This is a genomic window from Streptosporangium sp. NPDC023825, from assembly GCF_040639575.1.
Taxonomy (GTDB): domain Bacteria; phylum Actinomycetota; class Actinomycetes; order Streptosporangiales; family Streptosporangiaceae; genus Streptosporangium.
Genome location: NZ_JBFAAE010000004.1, coordinates 1 through 18,830, shown reverse-complemented (window position 1 = coordinate 18,830; position 18,830 = coordinate 1). Strand labels below are relative to the sequence as shown.

The 18,830-nt window shown below is 74.6% G+C and carries 5 protein-coding genes; all 5 read left to right on the top strand.

From position 1 onward, the window contains the following. The first annotated feature begins 98 nt into the window (after positions 1-98). Positions 99-5,645 carry an SDR family NAD(P)-dependent oxidoreductase gene (locus AB0G15_RS04675; RefSeq protein WP_362835339.1) on the top strand — a complete coding sequence of 1,849 codons (5,547 nt, stop codon included), beginning with the start codon at positions 99-101 and terminating at the stop codon, positions 5,643-5,645. Next, positions 5,642-5,851: an MbtH family NRPS accessory protein gene (locus AB0G15_RS04670; RefSeq protein ID WP_362835337.1), complete on the top strand. Its 210-nt coding sequence runs from the start codon at positions 5,642-5,644 to the stop codon at positions 5,849-5,851. Before AB0G15_RS04675 ends, AB0G15_RS04670 begins: the two co-directional genes overlap by 4 nt. Continuing rightward, positions 5,848-9,111, top strand: a complete 3,264-nt coding sequence (locus AB0G15_RS04665; RefSeq protein WP_362835335.1) for an amino acid adenylation domain-containing protein — start codon at positions 5,848-5,850, stop codon at positions 9,109-9,111. The genes AB0G15_RS04670 and AB0G15_RS04665 overlap by 4 nt, the downstream gene beginning before the upstream one ends. A 56-nt stretch (positions 9,112-9,167) precedes the next feature. Beyond that, a complete protein-coding gene (locus AB0G15_RS04660) occupies positions 9,168-16,058 on the top strand; it encodes an amino acid adenylation domain-containing protein (RefSeq protein WP_362835333.1) in 6,891 nt (2,296 codons plus the stop codon). Then, positions 16,055-18,830, top strand: a 2,776-nt coding sequence (locus AB0G15_RS04655) for an amino acid adenylation domain-containing protein (protein ID WP_362835331.1), incomplete at its 3' end; no start/stop codon positions are given. The genes AB0G15_RS04660 and AB0G15_RS04655, both read left to right, overlap by 4 nt.

Sequence of the window (18,830 nt, the reverse complement as noted above, 5' to 3'; positions counted from 1 at the left end):
CACCCGCACGACCTCGCGCACCGGAAACCGAGCTGATCCCCGTCCAACCCCCCGCACCGGCGCCGACCGCGCCAGGCATGGAAGAAAGGGACCCCCGCATGGCCGAGGAGCCCACCGTCGAACCGATCGCGATCATCGGCCTCTCGTGCCGGGTGCCCGGAGCCGGGGACGCCAGGCAGTTCTGGCGCAACCTCGCCGACGGAGTCGAGTCGCTGACGCACTTCACCCGTGAGGAACAGCGGGCGCTCGGCGTGCCCGACCACGTCCTCGACGACCCGGACTTCGTACCGGCCGCGATGATGCTCGACGACCACCAGGGGTTCGACGCCGCGTTCTTCGGCATGTCGATCAGGGAGGCGGAGATCCGGGACCCGCAGCACCGGCTCTTCCTCGAACTGTCGCACACGGCCCTGGAGGACGCGGGGTACGACCCGTTCAGGTATCCGGGCGAGATCGGCGTCTACGCCGGTTCCGGCGGGGACTTCTACCAGTGGATCAACATCAGGAGCAACGCGCAGGCCCACGCGAACGCGGGCTGGCTCGCCGTCATGGTCGGCAACCACGTCGACTACTGCGCCACGCTGTCGTCGTACAAGCTGGACCTGCGCGGCCCGAGCTACACCCTGCACACCGCGTGCTCGACCTCGCTGGTCGCGATCCACGTCGCCGCCGAGGCCCTGCGCAACGGCGAGTGCGACATGGCCCTGGCGGGCAGCGCGATGCTCGACCTGCCTCAGGGCCAGGGCTACGTGTACGACGAGGACGGCATCGTCTCCCCCGACGGCCACTGCCGGGCCTTCGACGCCAAGGCGGCCGGGACGATCTGGGGCAGCGGCGGCGGCGTGATCGTGCTGAAGCGGCTGTCGGAGGCGATCGAGGACGGCGACAACGTCCGGGCGGTCATCCTGGGCAACGCGATCAACAACGACGGCGCGAGCAAGGTCGGGTTCTCCGCGCCCAGCATGGACGGCCAGGCCGCGGTGATCGCCCAGGCGCTCGGGGTGGGCGGGGTCGACCCGCGCACCGTCACCTACGTCGAGGCGCACGGCACGGGCACCGCGCTGGGCGACCCGATCGAGGTCGCGGCGCTGAGCAGCGTGTTCGGCCAGGACACCGACGACACCCAGTGGTGCGGCATCGGCTCGGTCAAGAGCAACATCGGCCACCTGGGCCAGTCGGCGGGCATCGCCAGCATCATCAAGGCGGTGCTGGCCCTGGAGAACGGGCTGATCCCGCCGACGCTGCACTACGAGAGCCCCAACCCGAAGATCGACTTCGCGCGGAGCCCGTTCTACGTGACGGGGGCGCCGACCAAGTGGGAGCGCAACGGCTTCCCCCGGCGGGCGGGCGTCAGCTCGTTCGGCATCGGCGGCACCAACGCGCACATCGTGCTGGAGGAGGCGCCGGTGCCCTCCCGCCAGGAGCGTGAGGGGCGCGAGCCCCGCCCGGCGCACCTGCTGCGGCTGTCGGGCAGGACCGACACCGCGCTGGCCGCCGCCGCCGAGCGCCTGGCCGCGCACCTGGAGGCCCACCCCGACGCCGACCTGGCCGACGTCGCCCACACCCTGCGGGTGGGGCGCAGGGAGCTGTCGCGCAGGAGCGCGGTGGTGGCCTCCGACGTCGCCGACGCGGTCGCCGCGCTCCGCGACCCCAAGCGCACGGTCTCCGGTGCCGCCTCGCGGCGCACCCCGCGCCCGGCGTTCCTGTTCTCCGGGCAGGGCTCGCAGTACGCGGGCATGGGCGCCGAGCTGTACCGCACCGAGGAGGTCTTCAGGGACGCGGTCGACGAGTGCGCCGAGATCCTGCGGCCGGTGCTGGGCGAGGACCTGCGCGAGCTGATCTTCGCCACCGGCGAGGAGGCCGACGAGCGGCTGCGGCAGACCGCGCTGACCCAGCCCGCCCTGTTCACCGTGGAGTACGCCCTGGCCGCGCTCTGGCGCTCGCTGGGCGTCGAGCCCGCCGGGATGATCGGCCACAGCATCGGCGAGTACGTCGCGGCGACCGTGGCCGGGGTCTTCAGCCTGCCGGACGCGCTGCGGCTGGTGGCCGCCAGGGGCCGCCTGGTGCAGGGCATGCCCGCCGGGGCGATGCTCGCCGTGCAGCTCGCGCCGGACGAGATCGGGCCGCTGCTGCCCGACGACGTGTCGGTGGCGACCGTCAACGGGCCCGGCACGTGCGTGGTGGCCGGTCCCCCGGCCTCGATCGCCGAGCTGTCGGCCCTGCTGGAGGAGGAGGGCGTCGGCAGGATGGAGCTGCGCACCTCGCACGCCTTCCACTCCTCGATGATGGACCCGATCCTGGGCGAGTTCCACGCGCTGGTCGCCGGGGTCGAGCGGTCGGCGCCGAGCCTGCCGTTCCTGTCGAACGTGACCGGCACCTGGATCACCGCGGACGAGGCGACGGACCCGTCGTACTGGGCCCGGCACATGCGCGAGCCGGTGCTGTTCGGCGACTGCGTGGCGGCCCTGCTCGCCGACGGCGACTGGATCATGATCGAGTGCGGCCCCGGCAGGCAGCTGTCCGGGCTGGCCAGGGCGCAGACGCCGCCGGGCGCGGTCGCGCCGCTGCCCTCCCTGCCCGGCCCCAAGGACGCCGGTGGCGACACCGGAGACACTGCCGTGTTCTCGGCGGCGTACGGCACCCTGTGGGTGAACGGCGTCGCGCTGGAGGCGTTCGGCGAGGAGGGCCGCCGGGTCTCGCTGCCGACCTACCCGTGGGAGCGCCAGCGCGCCTGGATCGACCCCGACCCGCAGGGCGCGTTCGTCGGCGGCGTGGCCAACCCCGCGCCGGTCGAGGACGACCTGCCGCTGGACCGCTGGTTCAGCGTGCCGGTGTGGCGGCAGGTCCCGCCGGGACCGGCGCCGCTGTCGCCGCTCACCCGGGCCCTGGTGTTCGCCGACGACGGCTCGGCCGGGCTGGTGGACGCGCTGCGCGCGACGGGGACCGAGGTGATCGAGGTGCGGCCCGGCGACGGGTTCTCCTCGGAGAACGCGGAGGGCTCAGGCGGCGTCCACACCGTGCGGCCCGCCGAGCGGGCCGACTACGACGCGCTGCTGGCGGCCGTGGGCGAGGTGCCGGGACGGGTGGTCCACGCGTGGACCGTCGGCGGTGAGCCCGCCGCCGGGACCGAGGGCACCTGGAAGGCCCAGGACCGCGGCTTCTTCAGCGTGCTGGCCCTGGTGCAGGCGCTGACCGCGGCGCAGCCCGCCGACGGGGTGGAGCTGACGCTGCTCACCTCGGGGGCCCAGGACGTCACCGGCGGCGACCTGCGCCGCCCGGAGCACGCGACCCTCGCCGGGTTCCCCCGGGTGGTGCCGCTGGAGACCCCGTGGCTGCGGGTGCGCCACGTCGACGTCGAGGGACGCGACTGGGCCAGGCACGCCGCCGCGGAGCTGGGCAGGAGGCCCGAGCCGGACGAGGCCGGGCTGCTGCCCACCGTGAGCATCAGGGGCGGCCGCCGCTGGCTGCAGCACTACGAGCAGCTGGAGGTGCCTGCGGCTTCCTCGGAGACGGCCGAGGCGATCGGGGCGGGTCCCCGCGACGGGCAGGTCTACGTGATCACCGGCGGCCTGGGCGGCATCGGCATCTCGCTCGCCGAGGACCTCGCCGCGCGGGCCCGGGTACGGCTCGTCCTGCTGTCCAGGGCCGGGCTGCCCGACCGGGCGGAGTGGGACGCGCACGAGGGCGGCCGCGCGGGCCGGGCGATCGCGGCGATCCGCAGGATGGAGGAGGCCGGGGCCGAGGTCCTGGTGCTCGCCGCCGACGTCACCTCTCTCGCCGACATGCGCAGGGTGCGGGAGGAGACGATCGCCGGGTTCGGCCGGGTGGACGTGATCGTGCACGCCGCGGGACTGCCCGGCGGCGGCATGGCCGAGATCAAGGAGCGGGCCGCCGCCGAGCAGGTGCTGGCGCCCAAGGTGGTCGGCACGCTCGCGCTGCGCGAGGCCTTCGGCGACCTCGACCTGGAGGCCGTCGTGCTCTGCTCGTCGATCACCGCGGTCGCGGGCGGCTTCGGCCAGGTCGACTACTGCGCGGCCAACAACTTCCTCGACGCGCACGCCAGGGGCGAGCACGGCTGGGGCTCGGCCACGGTCGTCTCCGCCAACTGGGGCAAGTGGCTGGAGGTCGGCATGGCGGCCGAGGTCGCCGCGCCCGCCGGGTTCGTGGCGCTGCAGCGCGGCGACCGGATCAGGGCCGTCGACCACCCGGTGATCTCCGCCTGGCACGAGGCCGACGGCGAGGAGCTCGGCTGGGCCGGGGGCAGCCTCTCCCCCGAGACCCACTGGGCGCTCGGCGGGCACCGCATCTCCGGGGTGCCGGTGCTGCCGGGCACCGGCCACCTGGAGCTGGCCCGCTGCGCCAGCGAGGTGGTGCTGCCCGGCCCCGGCGCCGTCGAGCTGCGCGACGTGGTGTTCGTCGAGCCGCTGTCGGTGGCCGACGGGTCCTCCGCGGAGGTGCGGGTGACGTTCAGCACCGAGGCCGACGGCGCGGACTTCCAGGTGCGCAGCGTCATCGGCGGCGAGCAGCGCACCCACGCGCGCGGCACCGCGGCCAGGGTCGACGCCGGGGCGGCCGGGCACGCCGACGTGGCGGCGATCATCGAGCGCTGCACCCCCGCGTCCGACGACCAGGGCGGCGTGCCGCTGTCCGGGCTGCTCACGCTCGGCCCCCACTGGGGCCACATGAGCAAGTGGTACATCGGCCAGAACGAGGCCCTGGGCCTGTTCGAGCTGCCGGAGGAGCTGTCGGAGGACCTGGACGGCTGGGGCCTGCACCCGGCGCTGCTGGACAGCGCCACCTCCTTCACCTGGATCGACGTCGTCGGCCACTACCTGCCGCTCGGCTACGGCCGCATCACCGTCAGGGACCGGCTGCCCGGCAGGTTCTGGAGCCACATGCGCTTCCGCGACAGCGGCACCGACGAGGTGCTGGCGGTCGACGTGACGCTCATCGACGCAGACGGCGTGATCGTCACCGAGATCTCCGACTACGTGCTGCGCCGCATCAACACCGACGCCGTGGTGGCCGGGGTGACGGCCGACGCCGGAGCCCAGCGGGCGGGCACGGTCGCCGTCCCCGACCAGGGCGGCCAGGTCGCGACGACCGCCGGGGGCCCCGACGCGGTCGGCATCCGCCCCGCCGAGGGCGCCGAGGCGTTCCACCGGCTGCTGGCCACCCCTCTCGGCGCGCAGGTGGTGATCGCCGCGACCCCGGTGGCCGCCTACCTGGCCGGTGTCGGGTCGGTCACCCAGGAAACGGTCGAGACGGAGCTGGACCCGGCCGCCGTGTCGGACCGCCCCCGCCCCGGCGGCGCGGCGGCCGACGACTACGTGGCGCCGCGCGGCGACGTCGAGACCGCCATCGCCCGGCTGTGGAGCGAGGTGCTCGGCGGCGAGCGCATCGGCGTCGACGACGACTTCTTCGAGCTCGGTGGCAACTCGCTGATCGCCGTGCAGCTCATCGCCCTGATCCGCAAGGAGCTGGGCGTGCGGCTGCCGATGCGCAGCCTCTTCGAGGAGCCCACGGTGGCCGGCGTCACCGCGCTGATCGAGCAGGCGCGCGCCACCACGCCGGCGGCGGAGACCGCCCCGGCCGCCGGCCAGACCATGATCCCCCGTCTCCCCCGCAGGAGTGAGCAGCAGTGAGCGAACCCCTTCCCGACACCAAGGTCGTCCTCAACGACGAGGAGCAGTACTCCATCTGGCCCGCGGGTCGCGACAACCCGGACGGCTGGCACGACGCGGGCTTCACCGGCACCAAGGACGAATGCCTGGCCCACATCGAGCAGGTCTGGACCGACATGCGCCCGCGCAGCCTGCGCGAGGCGATGAAAGCGGGAGACGCGGGATGACCGAACAGGTGGTGGACGTCTTCCCGTCCTCCTCCGGGCAGGAGCGGATGTGGTTCCTCGCCCGCTTCGAACCCGAGCTCGCCGTCTACAACATCGGCATGCTCATGCCGATGAGCGCCCGCCAGCCGGTCGACCCGCGCCGGCTGGAGGCCGCCGTCGCCCACGTGGTACGCCGCCACGAGGTGCTGCGCACCGTCTTCGAGTTCAGGGACGGCCAGGTGGTGCAGATCGTCAGCGGCGCCGTCCCCCCGGTGCGGCTCACCGAGACCGACCTCACCCACCTGCCCGCCGGCGAGCGCGAGGCCGAGCTCGCCAAGCTGGCCAGGTCGGACGCGGTCACGCCGTTCGTGCTGGACCAGGCGCCGCTGTGGCGGCTGCGGCAGGTGCGGATGGGCGGGAACGACCTGCGGCTGATCTGCGTGTTCGACCACACCGTGTTCGACGGCGTCTCCAGCCACGTCTTCGTCAACGAGCTGGAGGAGTGCTACGACGCCATCGGCGAGGGGCGCGAGCCCAAGCTGGCGGAGCTGCCCATCCAGTTCGCCGACTTCGCCGTCTGGCAGCGGAACCGGCTGACCGGGGACTTCGTCGAGGAGGAGCTGGCGCACTGGCGGGAGCGGCTGGCCGGGATCCCGGCCGACCTCGCCCTGCCCGCCGACCGGCCGCGCCCGCGCAGCCGCTCCTACCGGGGCGAGATGCAGCTGGGCGCGTTCTCCCCGGAGGTGTCGGCCGGGATCGAGCGCCTGGCCAAGGACCTGAACTCGACGTTGTTCACGGTCATGCTCACCGCGTTCGCGACCGTGCTGTCCCGCTGGTCGGGCCAGTACGACGTCGTGGTGGGCACCCCCATCGCGGGGCGGCTGCTGCCCGAGACCGAACCCGTCATCGGCATGTTCGTCAACGCCGTGGCGCTGCGCGCCGACCTGACCGGCGACCCGACGTTCGCCGAGGCGGCCGGGCGGGTGCGGACCACGGTCGCCGAGGCCCTGGACCACCAGGAGCTGCCGTTCGAGCGGCTGGTGGAGGCGCTGCAGCCGACCAGGGACCTGAGCGTGCCGCCGATCTACCAGGTGATGTTCAACCTGGCCGCCGACACCAACGAGGGCCAGATCGCCAACGGCACCGCCAAGGTGGACCTGCAGCTGGACCTCAACATGCGCGAGGGGCGGCTGCACACCCGCCTGGAGTACAGCACCGATTTGTTCGACCGATCCACGGTCGAGCGGTTCGGCGCCTGCCTGGAGACGCTGGTCGAGGCCGCGGTCGCCGCCCCGGGGACGCCGATCTCCCGGCTGCCGCTGCTGACCCCCGCGCAGCGGGATCACGTCGTCGCGCTCGGCGCCGGCGAGGACCCCGGGCGCGTCGTGGACGTCCTGACGGGCGCGCGGGACGCCGTGACCTCCGGGGCCTCCGTGACCTCCGGGGCCAGTACGACGCTGACCTCGCTCATCGAGGCCCAGGTGGCCAGGACGCCGGACGCGCCGGCCGTGGTCACCGGTGACGCCACGCTGACGTACGCGGAACTGGACGGGCGCGCCACCGAGCTGGCCCGCTGGCTGCGCGGGATCGGGGTGCGGCGCGGCAGCCCGGTGGCGGTGTGCGCCGAGCGCTCGGCCGAGCTGGTCGTCGGCCTGCTCGCGGTGCTCAAGGCGGGCGGGGCGTACGTCCCCCTCGACCCGGAGTACCCGCCGTCGCGGCTGGCGTTCATGCTGGCCGACAGCGGGGCCCGGGTGATGCTGACCCAGCGTCACCTGCGCGACCTGCTTCCCGAGGGCGCCGTCAAACCGGTGCTGCTGGACGCGCCCGACACCTGGGGACCGCAGCCCCCGGGAACGCCGCTCCCGGCGACCGGCCCGGACGACGCCGCGTACGTGATCTACACCTCGGGTTCGACGGGGCGTCCCAAGGGCGTCGTCAACACCCACCGGGGCATCGTCAACCGGCTCGCCTGGATGCAGGACCGGTTCGGCCTCACCCCGGCCGAGGCGGTCCTGCAGAAGACCCCGACGAGCTTCGACGTGTCGGTCTGGGAGTTCTTCTGGCCACTGGTCACCGGGGCGTCCCTGGTGCCGGTCCGGCCGGGCGGGCACCGCGACCCCAACCACCAGCGCGACCTGATCAAGGCGCACTCGGTGAGCACCGCGCACTTCGTCCCCTCGATGCTGGCCCTGTTCCTGGAGGAGACCGGCATCGAGTCGTGCCGCTCGCTGAAGCGGGTGATCTGCAGCGGCGAGGAACTGCCGCCGCGCCTGGCCGCCCGCTTCTTCGAGCGGCTGCCCGGGGTGGAGCTGCACAACCTGTACGGGCCGACGGAGGCGGCGGTCGACGTGACCGCCTGGCGGGTGGAGCCCGACGGGGTGGACGCGCTGCACACGCTGCCCATCGGCCCGCCGATGCCGGGCAACCGCCTGCACGTGCTGGACGACCTGCTCCGGCCGCTGCCGGTCGGCGTGCCCGGGCACCTGCACATCGGCGGGGTCCAGGTGGCGCGCGGCTACGCGGGCCGTCCCGGCCTGACGGCCGAGCGGTTCGTGCCCGACCCGTACGGGCCGCCCGGCTCGCGGCTGTACGCGACCGGCGACCTGGCCAGGGTCCGCGCCGACGGGGACATCGAGTTCCTCGGGCGGCTGGACGACCAGGTGAAGGTGCACGGCTGGCGGGTCGAGCTCGGCGAGATCGAGGCCGTGATCGCCGAGCATCCCAAGGTGCGCCGGGCGGTCGTGGCGCTGCGCGACGACGCCCCCGGCGGGCGCGGGCTGGTCGGCTACGTCGACTGGTCGGGAGACGCCTCGGCGCTCACCGCGGAGCTGCGCAGGACGCTCGCCAAGAAGCTGCCCGCCGCGCTCATCCCGCAGGCGTTCGTCGGGATCGACCACGTCCCGCTCGGCCCCAGCGGCAAGCTCGACCGGGGCGCGCTGCCCGCGCCCGCCGGTTCGGGCCGGGCCGACCTCGGCACGCCGTACACGGAGCCGCGCACCCCGCTGGAGACCGAGCTGTGCGCGCTGTGGAGCGAGCTGCTCGGCCGCGAGCGCATCGGCGTCGAGGACGACTTCTTCCAGCTCGGCGGCCACTCGCTGCTGGCGGTGCTGCTGGTCACCCGCTACCGGGAGACGTACGGCGTGGAGATGCCGCTGCGACGGTGCTTCGAGATCACCACGGTGACCGAGCACGCCCTCGCCGTACTGGAGCTGCAGCTCGGGGACGACGACGAGGAGCTGGCGGCGCTGCTCGCCGCGCTGGAGGATCCCGCGGATGAGTGACCTGAGGGCGAAAGAGGAACCGGCGGCTCAGCCCGCCACGCTGGAGGGCCCCGCGGATGAGTGACCTGAGGGCGAAACTGGCGCGGCTCAGCCCGGAACAGCGGGCCGCGCTGGAGGAGAGGCTGCGGCGGCAACCGCCGCCGCGGCGGCCGTCGGGCATCCCCCGGCGCGCGGACGGCGGGGGGCCGCCTCCCCTGTCGTTCGGCCAGGAGCGCCTGTGGTTCCTGCAGCAGCTGGACCCCTCCGACGCCTCGTACAACATGTTCATGGTGCAGCGGCTGCGCGGGCACGTCTCGATCGGGGCGCTCCGGTACGCGCTCGGCCGGCTGGTGGAGCGGCACGAGACCCTGCGCGCCCGCTTCACCTCGCACGAGGGCAGCCCGGTGCAGGAGATCGGGCCGCCCCTGCCGGTCGAACCCGACCTGATCGACCTCACCCGGCTGCCCGCCACCGAGCGGGAGGCCCGCGCGACCGAGCTGGTCGCCGACCTCACCAACCGCCCGTTCGACCTGGCGGCCGGGCCGCTGCTGCGGGTCCACCTGATCACCATGTCGGAGACCGACCACGTGCTGTGCGTGGTGCTGCACCACATCGTGGCCGACGGCTGGTCGCTGAAGATCCTGCTGGGCGAGCTCGCCGCCTGCTACGGCGCGCACCTGGAGGGACGCGAGGCGGCCCTGCCGGCGCCGGTGCTGGAGTACGCCGACTACGCGGCCTGGCAGCGCGCTCTGCTGGACGAGGAGCGGGTGCGCCGCCAGCTCGGCTACTGGAGCGGGCAGCTGGCCGGGGTGCCCGTGCTGGACGTCCCCGCCGACCGGCCCAGGCCTCCGGTGAAGTCGTCCAACGGCGACTACGCGGCGCGGCGGATCGGGCGGGAGCTGACGGCCCGGCTGGACCGGCTCGCCAGGGACGAGCGGTGCACCCAGTTCATGGTGCTGCTCGCCGCCTTCCAGACGCTGCTCGGCACCCACTCCGGGCAGGACGACGTGTGCGTGGGGTCGGTGATCGCCGGACGGGAACGTCCCGAGCTGGAGCAGATCGTCGGGTTCTTCCCCAACACGCTCGCGCTCCGCGGCGACCTGTCGGGTGACCCCGGCTTCAGGGAGCTGCTGGGCCGCGTCCGGGCGACGGTGCTCGACGCCTTCGCCCACCAGGACATCCCGTTCGAGCGGCTGCTCAACGAGCTGCGCGTCGAGCGCGACCTGAGCACCACGCCGCTGTTCCAGGCGATGTTCGTGATGCAGGACAAGGAGGCGTCCGAGCTGGTCATGCCCGGCATCGAGACCGACGTGTTCGATCCGGGGGCGCGGCAGGCCAAGTTCGACCTGATGCTCGACGTGACGCCCCGCTCGGACTCGCTGTACGCGCTGCTGTCCTACAACGCCGACCTGTTCGAACCGGACACGGTGGCCAGGATGCTGCGCAGGTACGAGCGCGTGCTGGAGGCCGTCGCCGACGACCCCGACATCCCGCTGTCCCGGCTGCGGGCCGCGATGCTGCTCCCCGAGGACCGTCTGCCCGCCGTCACCGCGTCCCTGTCCACCGCGCTGCCCGCGCCCCTCGATCCCGCCGGTCCGGCCGGTCCCGCCGGGGTGGTCGAGCTGTTCGAGGAGCGGGTGCGGCTGGCGCCGGACGCGGTCGCGGTCAGCCACGGCGACCGGCGGCTGAGCTACGCCGAGCTGAGCGAGCGCGCCGCGCGGCTGGCGGCGCGGCTGGCCGCCGAGGGGGCCGGCCCCGAGACCGTGGTCGCGGTGTGCGCCCGGCGCGGTCCCGAGCTGGTCGTGGCGCTGCTGGCGACGGCCATGGCGGGAGGCGCCTACCTCCCGCTCGACCCCGCCTACCCGGCCGAGCGGCTGCGCTGGATGCTGCGCGACAGCGGGGCCGCGCTGCTGCTGTCCCAGGACGGCACGCCGGAGTGCGACCTGCCGACGATCCCGCTCGACGGCGTCGCGGACGGCCCCGCCACCGGAAACGGTCAGGGCGCCGGAGACGGCTCACCGTCCGGCGCCCGCACTGACGGGCCGGACGAGCAAGGCGCCCGGACGCCCGCCGGGGACGGTCTGGTGACGAGGCCCGGCGGGCCGGGGAACCTGGCGTACGTGATCTACACCTCCGGTTCGACCGGCACCCCCAAGGGCGTGCAGGTCGAGCGGCGGGCGCTGGACGCGCGGGTGGCGTGGATGCGCGCCGAGTACGGCATCCGGCCGGACGACCGGGTGCTCCAGTTCGCCTCCGTGGGCTTCGACACGCACGCCGAGGAGATCTACCCGGCGCTCACCTCGGGGGCCGAGCTGGTGCTCGCCCCCGACGAGCCGCTTCCCGACTTCCTGCGGACCCCGCGGGGCGCGTCGCTGACGGTGATGGACCTGCCCACCTCCTACTGGCAGGAGCTGGTCGCCGCCCGTGCCTCCTGGCCGCCCGCGCTGCGCCTGCTGATCCTGGGCGCCGACCCGCTGCCGGGACCGGCGCTCGCCGCCTGGTACGAGGCGCACGGCGAGCGCGTCACCCTGGTCAACAGCTACGGGCCGACCGAGACGACGATCATCGCCACCGCCGGGGAGCTCGACCCCGCCGAGGCGTCCAGGCGGCCGACCGTGGGTCACCCGCTGTCCGCCACCCGCGTCCACGTGCTGGACGAGCACGGCGCCCGGGTGCCCGCCGGCGCGCCCGGCGAGCTGTGCGTCGGCGGCGACGGGCTCGCTCGCGGCTACCTGGGCTCGCCCGCCCTGACGGCGGAACGCTTCGTACCCGACCCGTACGGCCCGGCCGGTTCGCGCCTGTACCGCACCGGCGACCGGGCCAGGTTCCGGCCCGACGGGCGCCTGGAGATCCTCGGCCGCCTCGACCGCCAGGTGAAGATCCGGGGCTACCGCGTGGAACCCGGCGAGATCGAGGCCCGCCTGCTGGCCCATCCGTGGGTGGGCCGGGCGACCGTGACGGTCAGGGAGGACACTCCCGGCGACCGCCGCCTGGTCGCCTACGTCGTACGGCACGACCGGACCGCCGGCGAGCGGACGGACGGCGGGCGAACGGGCGACGGCGGCACCGGGCAGGCGGAAGGTGCCCGCGAGCGGGCCGGGCACCGGCCCGGCGGCGGGGAGCTGCGGGAGTACCTCGCGGCGGAGCTGCCGCCGCACCTGGTGCCGAGCGCCGTGGTGGAGGTCGCGCGCATCCCGCTCACCCCGAGCGGGAAGGTCGACCAGGGCGCGCTGCCCGCCCCCGAGCACCGCTCGGGCGAGGGGTACCTGCCCCCGGAGACCGCCACGCAGGAGCTGGTGTGCTCGGTGTGGGCCGAGGTCCTGGGAGTGGAACGGGTGGGGGCACTCGACGACTTCTTCCAGCTCGGCGGCCACTCGCTGCTGGCGACCAGGACGATCGCCAGGCTCTCCGCGGCGACCGGGCTGGACGTGCCGCTGAAGCTGGCCTTCAGCCACCCGTCCGTACGGAGGCTGGCGCAGGCGCTGGACGCGCTGGCGGAGGCCGGGCCCGGTGCGGGTCCCGAGGCGGGGCCCGGACCGGTACGGCGCCTGGAGGGCACGGCGCCGCCGCTGTCGTTCGCGCAGGAACGGCTCTGGTTCATGGAGCAGTTCAGCCCGGGGACCGGCGCCTACGTGCTGCCCGCGGCGGCACGGCTGCGCGGGCCGCTGGACCTCGCGGCACTGGACGCGCGGCTGGACGCCGCCGTGACGCGGCACGAGAGCCTGCGGATGCGCTTCCCCGCCTCCTCGGACGGGAGGCCCGAGGTGCGGGTCGTCCCGGCCGGGGCGCCGGAGGCACGGATCGCGATCCGCGTCGCCGAGGCGGGTACCGCTTCGGCGGGACCGGTCCCGGCGGCCGGCTCCCGAGCGGCGGAAGCGGAGGCGGAGGCGCGGCGGGTCGTCAGCGCCGACGCGGCACGCCCCTTCGACCTCGGCGACGGCCCGCTGCTCCGGGTGACCCTGGTCAGGCTCGCCCCCGAGGACCACGTGCTGCTGGTCGCCGTCCACCACATCGTGGCCGACGGCTGGTCGGCGGAGCTCCTGCTGGACGAGCTGCTCTCCGGCCGCGACGGCCGCGACGAGCGCGCCGGCCGGCCGGAGCCGCGCGTCGGGTACGGCGACTACGCGCTCTGGCAGCGCGAGCGCCTGGCCGGACCGCGCCTGGAACGGCACCTGGAGTTCTGGCGGGAGGAGCTGGCCGCGCTGCCCCCGCTCGACCTTCCCCTCGACCGGCCCCGGCCGGCCAGGCAGGGGCACCGGGGCGCCTGGCACGACCTGCGGCTGGACGCCGGGCTCACAGGGGCGCTCGGCGACCTCGCGCGGGAACGCGGCGCGACCCTCTACATGGCGCTGCTGTCCGGCTTCCAGGCCGTGCTCTCCCGCTGGTCGGGACAGCACGACTTCGCGGTGGGCTCGCCGGTCGCCGGACGCGACCTGACGGAGTTCGAGGACGTGGTCGGGTTGTTCGTGAACCTGCTGCCGCTCCGGGCCCGCCTGGCGGGCGATCCCACGTTCGCCGAGCTGCTCGGCCGCACCCGCGACGCGGCCCTGGAGGTCTACGGCCACCAGGAGCTGCCGTTCGAGAAACTGGTCGCCGAACTCGATCTGGCCAGGGACGCCACCCGCCCGCCCGTGGTGCAGGTGCTCTTCGCCCTGCAGAGCTACCTGGGCGGCACGGTCCCGGCAGGGCGATCCGTACCGGCTGCCGGGCACGCGACGCCCGCGACCGAAGCGGTGACCGGTTCCACGGTCACGACCGGACAGGCGGCCGTGCCCACGACCGGGCCTCCGACCGGACCCCCGGTCACGGCGGCGACCGGGTCCACGACCATGCCCGGGTCCCCGGCCGGCCGGGCGGGGAGGACGGTGGCCGAGCCGTTCGCGCCGGACACCACCTCGACCCGGTTCGACCTGGAGCTGTACGTCTCGGAGACCGGTGACGGCCTCGCGGCGAGGTTCGTCTACAACCGCGACCTGTTCCTGCCGGAGACCGTCGAGCGGCTCGCCGCGTCCTTCGAGACGTTCCTGCGCGCGGCCGTCGCCGCCCCGGCAACCCGGGTGGGCGACCTGGAACTGCTCTCCCCCCGGGAGCGGGACCTGGTGCTGACCGGCTGGAACGCCACCGAGACCGCGTACCCGCCGGAGGAGACGCTGCACGGTCTCGTCGAGGCCCAGGCCGCGCGGACCCCGTCCGCCCCGGCCGTGGTCTTCGAGGGCGAGACGCTAACCTACGCCGAGCTGAACGACCGCGCCGACCTGCTCGCCGCGCGGCTGCGCGCCGGCACGGACACGGACACGGAGCGGGTGTTCGCCGTGCGGGCGGAGCGCTCGCTCGACCTGCCCGTGCGGCTACTCGCCGTGCTCAAGGCCGGGGCCGCCTACCTTCCCCTCGACCCGGGGCTGCCCGAGCGCCGTGTCGAGGCCATGCTCGCCGACGCCGGGGCCGTGGAGCTCACCGCCGCCCTCGGCTCCCCTGCGGAGCCGGCGGACGCGGGCCGCCGGGCGAGGGATCTGCCCGGCTCGCTCGCGTACGTGATCTTCACCTCGGGGTCCACGGGGCGGCCCAAGGGTGTCGGGGTGTCGCACCGGGCGATCGTGAACCGGCTGCGCTGGATGCAGGAGACGTACGGCCTGGACGCGGGCGACGCCGTGCTCCAGAAGACCCCCGCCGGGTTCGACGTGTCGGTGTGGGAGTTCTTCTGGCCGCTGATCAGCGGGGCCCGCCTGGTGCTCGCCCGCCCCGACGGCCACCGGGACACCGCCTACCTGCGCGACCTCGTCGTCGAGCGGGGAATCACCACGGTGCACTTCGTCCCCTCGATGCTCGCCGCCTTCACCGCGGAGGAGCGGATCGAGGAGTGCGGCTCGCTGCGCCGGGTGATCTGCAGCGGCGAGGAGCTGACGGCGGGGGCGGCGGAGCGGCTGACCGGGCGGTTGCCCGGGGTGGAGCTGCACAACCTCTACGGGCCGACCGAGGCCGCTGTCGACGTCTCCCGGCACCGCTACACGCCGGGCGAGAAGATCGTGCCGATCGGCCGCCCGGTGGCCAACACCCGCCTGTACGTGCTGGACGGGGCGTTGCGCCCGGTACCGGCCGGGACGCCGGGCGAGCTGTTCATCGGCGGGGTCCAGCTGGCCCGCGGCTATCTGGGCCGCCCGGGCCTCACCGCCGAGCGGTTCGTCCCCGACCCCTACGGCCCGCCCGGCTCCCGTCTGTACGCCACCGGGGACCGGGCGCGATGGCGGCGCGACGGCGAGATCGAGTATCTCGGCCGCCTCGACTCCCAGGTCAAGATCCGCGGCATGCGCGTCGAACCCGGCGAGATCGAGGCCGTGCTCGGCGGGCACCCGGACCTGAGCGCGGCGGCGGTCGGCGTGTGGCACGACGGCGCCGGAGCCCGGCTGGTCGGGTACGGGGTGCGGCGCGAGGGGGCGCGGGGCACCGCGGACCCGGCGAACACAGCGGACGCTGTGAACGCTGTGGACGCCGATCCCCGCGAGTGGCTCAGGGGCGAGCTGCCCGAGCACATGATCCCCACCGCGTGGGTGACGCTGGAGGCGCTCCCGCTCACCCCCAACGGCAAGCTCGACCGGGCCGCCCTGCCGCCGCCGCCAGGACGGGGCGACCTCCCCTGGGAGCCGCCGCGCACCGACGCGGAACGCGCCGTCGCCCAGGTGTGGCAGGACGTGCTCGGCCTGGACAAGGTCGGCCGTCACGACGGGTTCTTCGGCGTCGGGGGCGACTCGATCCGCAGCCTCTCGGTGGTGGCCCGGCTGCGGGACCTGGGCTACGGGCTCGACCTGCAGCAGCTGTTCACCCACCAGACCGTGGCCGAACTGGCCGGTGTGCTGCGCGCGCCCGGCCACGAGCCCTCGGCGGAGGCGGAACGGGCCCCCGAACCGGCGGTCGAGGCGTTCGGCCTGCTCAATCCGGCCGACCTGGCCAAGCTAAGGAGAGACGGCCGATGATCGAGGACGCGTATCCGCTGGCCGCGCTGCAGGCGGGCATGCTGTACCACAGCGAGCTCGAACCGGACAGCCCCACGTTCCACGACCTGATGACGATCACCCTGCGCGGCGAACCGGACGTCCCCGCGCTGACCAGGGCGCTGGCCGAGGTCTCGGCCCGGCACCCGGTGCTGCGCACCTCGTTCGACCTGACCGGGTTCAGCGAGCCGCTGCAGCTCGTCCACGACACCGTGACCATCCCCCTGGAGGTCGCCGACCTGCGGGAGGGCGCCGTACGGGAGACCGGGCCGGGCCGGGGTGGCCCGGACGGGGAGACCGGGCACGCGGAGGACGGGAAGGGCCCGCGGGAACGGCTCGCGGCGTGGCGGGAGAGGGAGAAGCACACCGGGTTCGACTGGTCGTCCCCGCCGCTGCTGCGGGTCCACGTCCACGTCCTGGACGGCGGCGAGTTCGCCCTCAGCCTCAGCTTCCACCACGCGCTCCTCGACGGCTGGAGCGTCGCCACGCTGGTCACCGAGATCCTGCACCGTTACGCCGCCCCGCCAGGGTACGCGTCCGCTCCCCTAGCGCCGCCGAGGGCCCGGTTCAGGGACATGGTGGCGGCCGAGCGGTCGGCGACGGCCTCGGCGGAGACCAGGGAGTTCTGGCGGGAACGGGTCACCGACGCCCCGGAGAGCCGGCTGCCCCGGCTGCCCGGGTTCCCCGTCGACGGGCCGCGTGACGTCACGGTGCTGGCCGTGCCCGTGCCGCGGGAGACGGTGGCCGCGCTCGAACGGGAGAGCCGCGAGCTGCGAGTTCCCCTGCGCACGATCCTGCTGACGGCGCACCTGCGGGCGCTGGGCCTGGTCACCGGCGAGCGCGAGGTGATGACCGGCGTCCTCAGTCACAGCAGGCCGGAGAACGAGGACGGCGGCGAGGTCCTCGGGCTGTTCCTCAACTCGCTGCCGATCCGGGTGCGCCTGGACGCCGCGAGCCGCGCCGACCTGGTGCGGCGGGTGTTCGACGCCGAGATCGCCGCCGTTCCGCACCGGAGCTACCCGCTGTTCGAGATCCAGCGGGCCGCGGGCCGCTCGCCGCTGCTGGACACGTTGTTCGACTTCAGGGACTTCCACGTGTACGGCGGGCTGCCCGGCGAGGGCGCGGCCATCACCGGGCAGGAGTTCTTCGAGCAGACCGACATGCCGTGCACGGTGGCCTTCGTCCGCGTGCCCGGCGGCGGGCTGACCCTCACGATCTCCTACGACCGCACCCAGTTCCCCCGTGACCAGATCGAGGCCCTGGCCGGCCGGGTGCTCGCAGCCCTGACCGGCGAGCCCGGCCTCGGCGAGGCGGAAACCGAGGCGATCACCCGGTGGAACGCCACCGGCCGCGACCATCCCGGCGGCACCCTGCACGAGCTGATCTTCGCCCAGGCCGCCCTGACGCCCGACGCGCCCGCGGTGGGGTTCGAGGGAACGTGGATCACCTACCGCGAGCTGGCCGCCCGGGCCGTCGCGATCGCGGCGGAACTGCGCGCGGCGGGAGTGGAGCGGGACCAGCCGGTCGGCGTCTACCTCGAACGGAGCACGGACCTTCCCGTCGCCCTGCTCGGCATCCTCGCCGCCGGAGGCGCCTACCTGCCGCTCGAGCCGGGCCACCCGGCCGAGCGCCTGCGGACCATGCTCTCCGACGCCGGGGCCCGCGTGCTGCTCACGTCCGCCGCCCTGGCCGGCCAGGCTCCGCAGGCCGGGCGCACGGTGCTGCTGCCGGCCGGGGCGCCCGCGCCCACCGGTCAGGAGGACCTGAACCCGCCGGACGGTCCGGGCCACGAGGACGCGCTGGCCTATGTGATCTTCACGTCGGGGTCGACCGGGCGGCCGAAGGGTGTCGGGGTGTCGCACCGCGCGATCGTCAACCGGTTGCGCTGGATGCAGGCGGACCACGCCATCACCCCGGCCGACCGGGTCCTGCACAAGACCCCGATCTCGTTCGACATCTCGGTGTGGGAGCTGTTCTGGCCGCTGGTCACGGGTGCCGGGCTGGTGGTCGCCAAGCCCGGCGGACACTACGAGCCCTCCTACCTCGCCAGGCTGATCGTCTCCGAGCGGATCACCACCGCCCACTTCGTCCCCTCCATGCTGGACCCCTTCCTCGACACGCCCGAGCTGGCACCGGGTGAGCTGCGCAGGGTCGTCTGCTCGGGCGAGGCGCTCCCCGCCGACCTGGTGCGGCGCTTCGCCGAACGGCTGCCGGAGGTGGAGCTGCACAACCTCTACGGTCCGACCGAGACCGCCGTGGAGGTCTCGACGCACCGGTGCGACCCCGCCGAGCAGGTGGTCCCGATCGGCCGCCCGGGTGACAACACCCGCCTGGAGGTGCTCGACGACCGGTTCGGGCGGGCCCCGGTGGGAACCCGGGGGCAGCTGTTCATCGGCGGGGTGCAGCTGGCCCGCGGCTACCTGGGCCGCCCGGGCCTCACCGCCGAACGGTTCGTCCCCGACCCCTACGGCCCGCCCGGCTCGCGCCTGTACGCCACCGGGGACCAGGCCAGGTGGCGGCCGGACGGCGAGATCGAGTACCTCGGCCGCCTCGACACCCAGATCAAGATCCGCGGCATGCGCGTCGAGCTCGGCGAGATCGAGGCCGCCCTGCTCGACCAGCCCGAGGTCCGCGCCGCGGCGGTCGTCGCCGACGGCGAGCGCCTGATCGGGTACGTCGTCGTCGGTGGTACCGCCGGCGGTACCACCACGGCCCCGCCCCCCGTCTCACCAGAGACGCCACCGGAGACAGGAG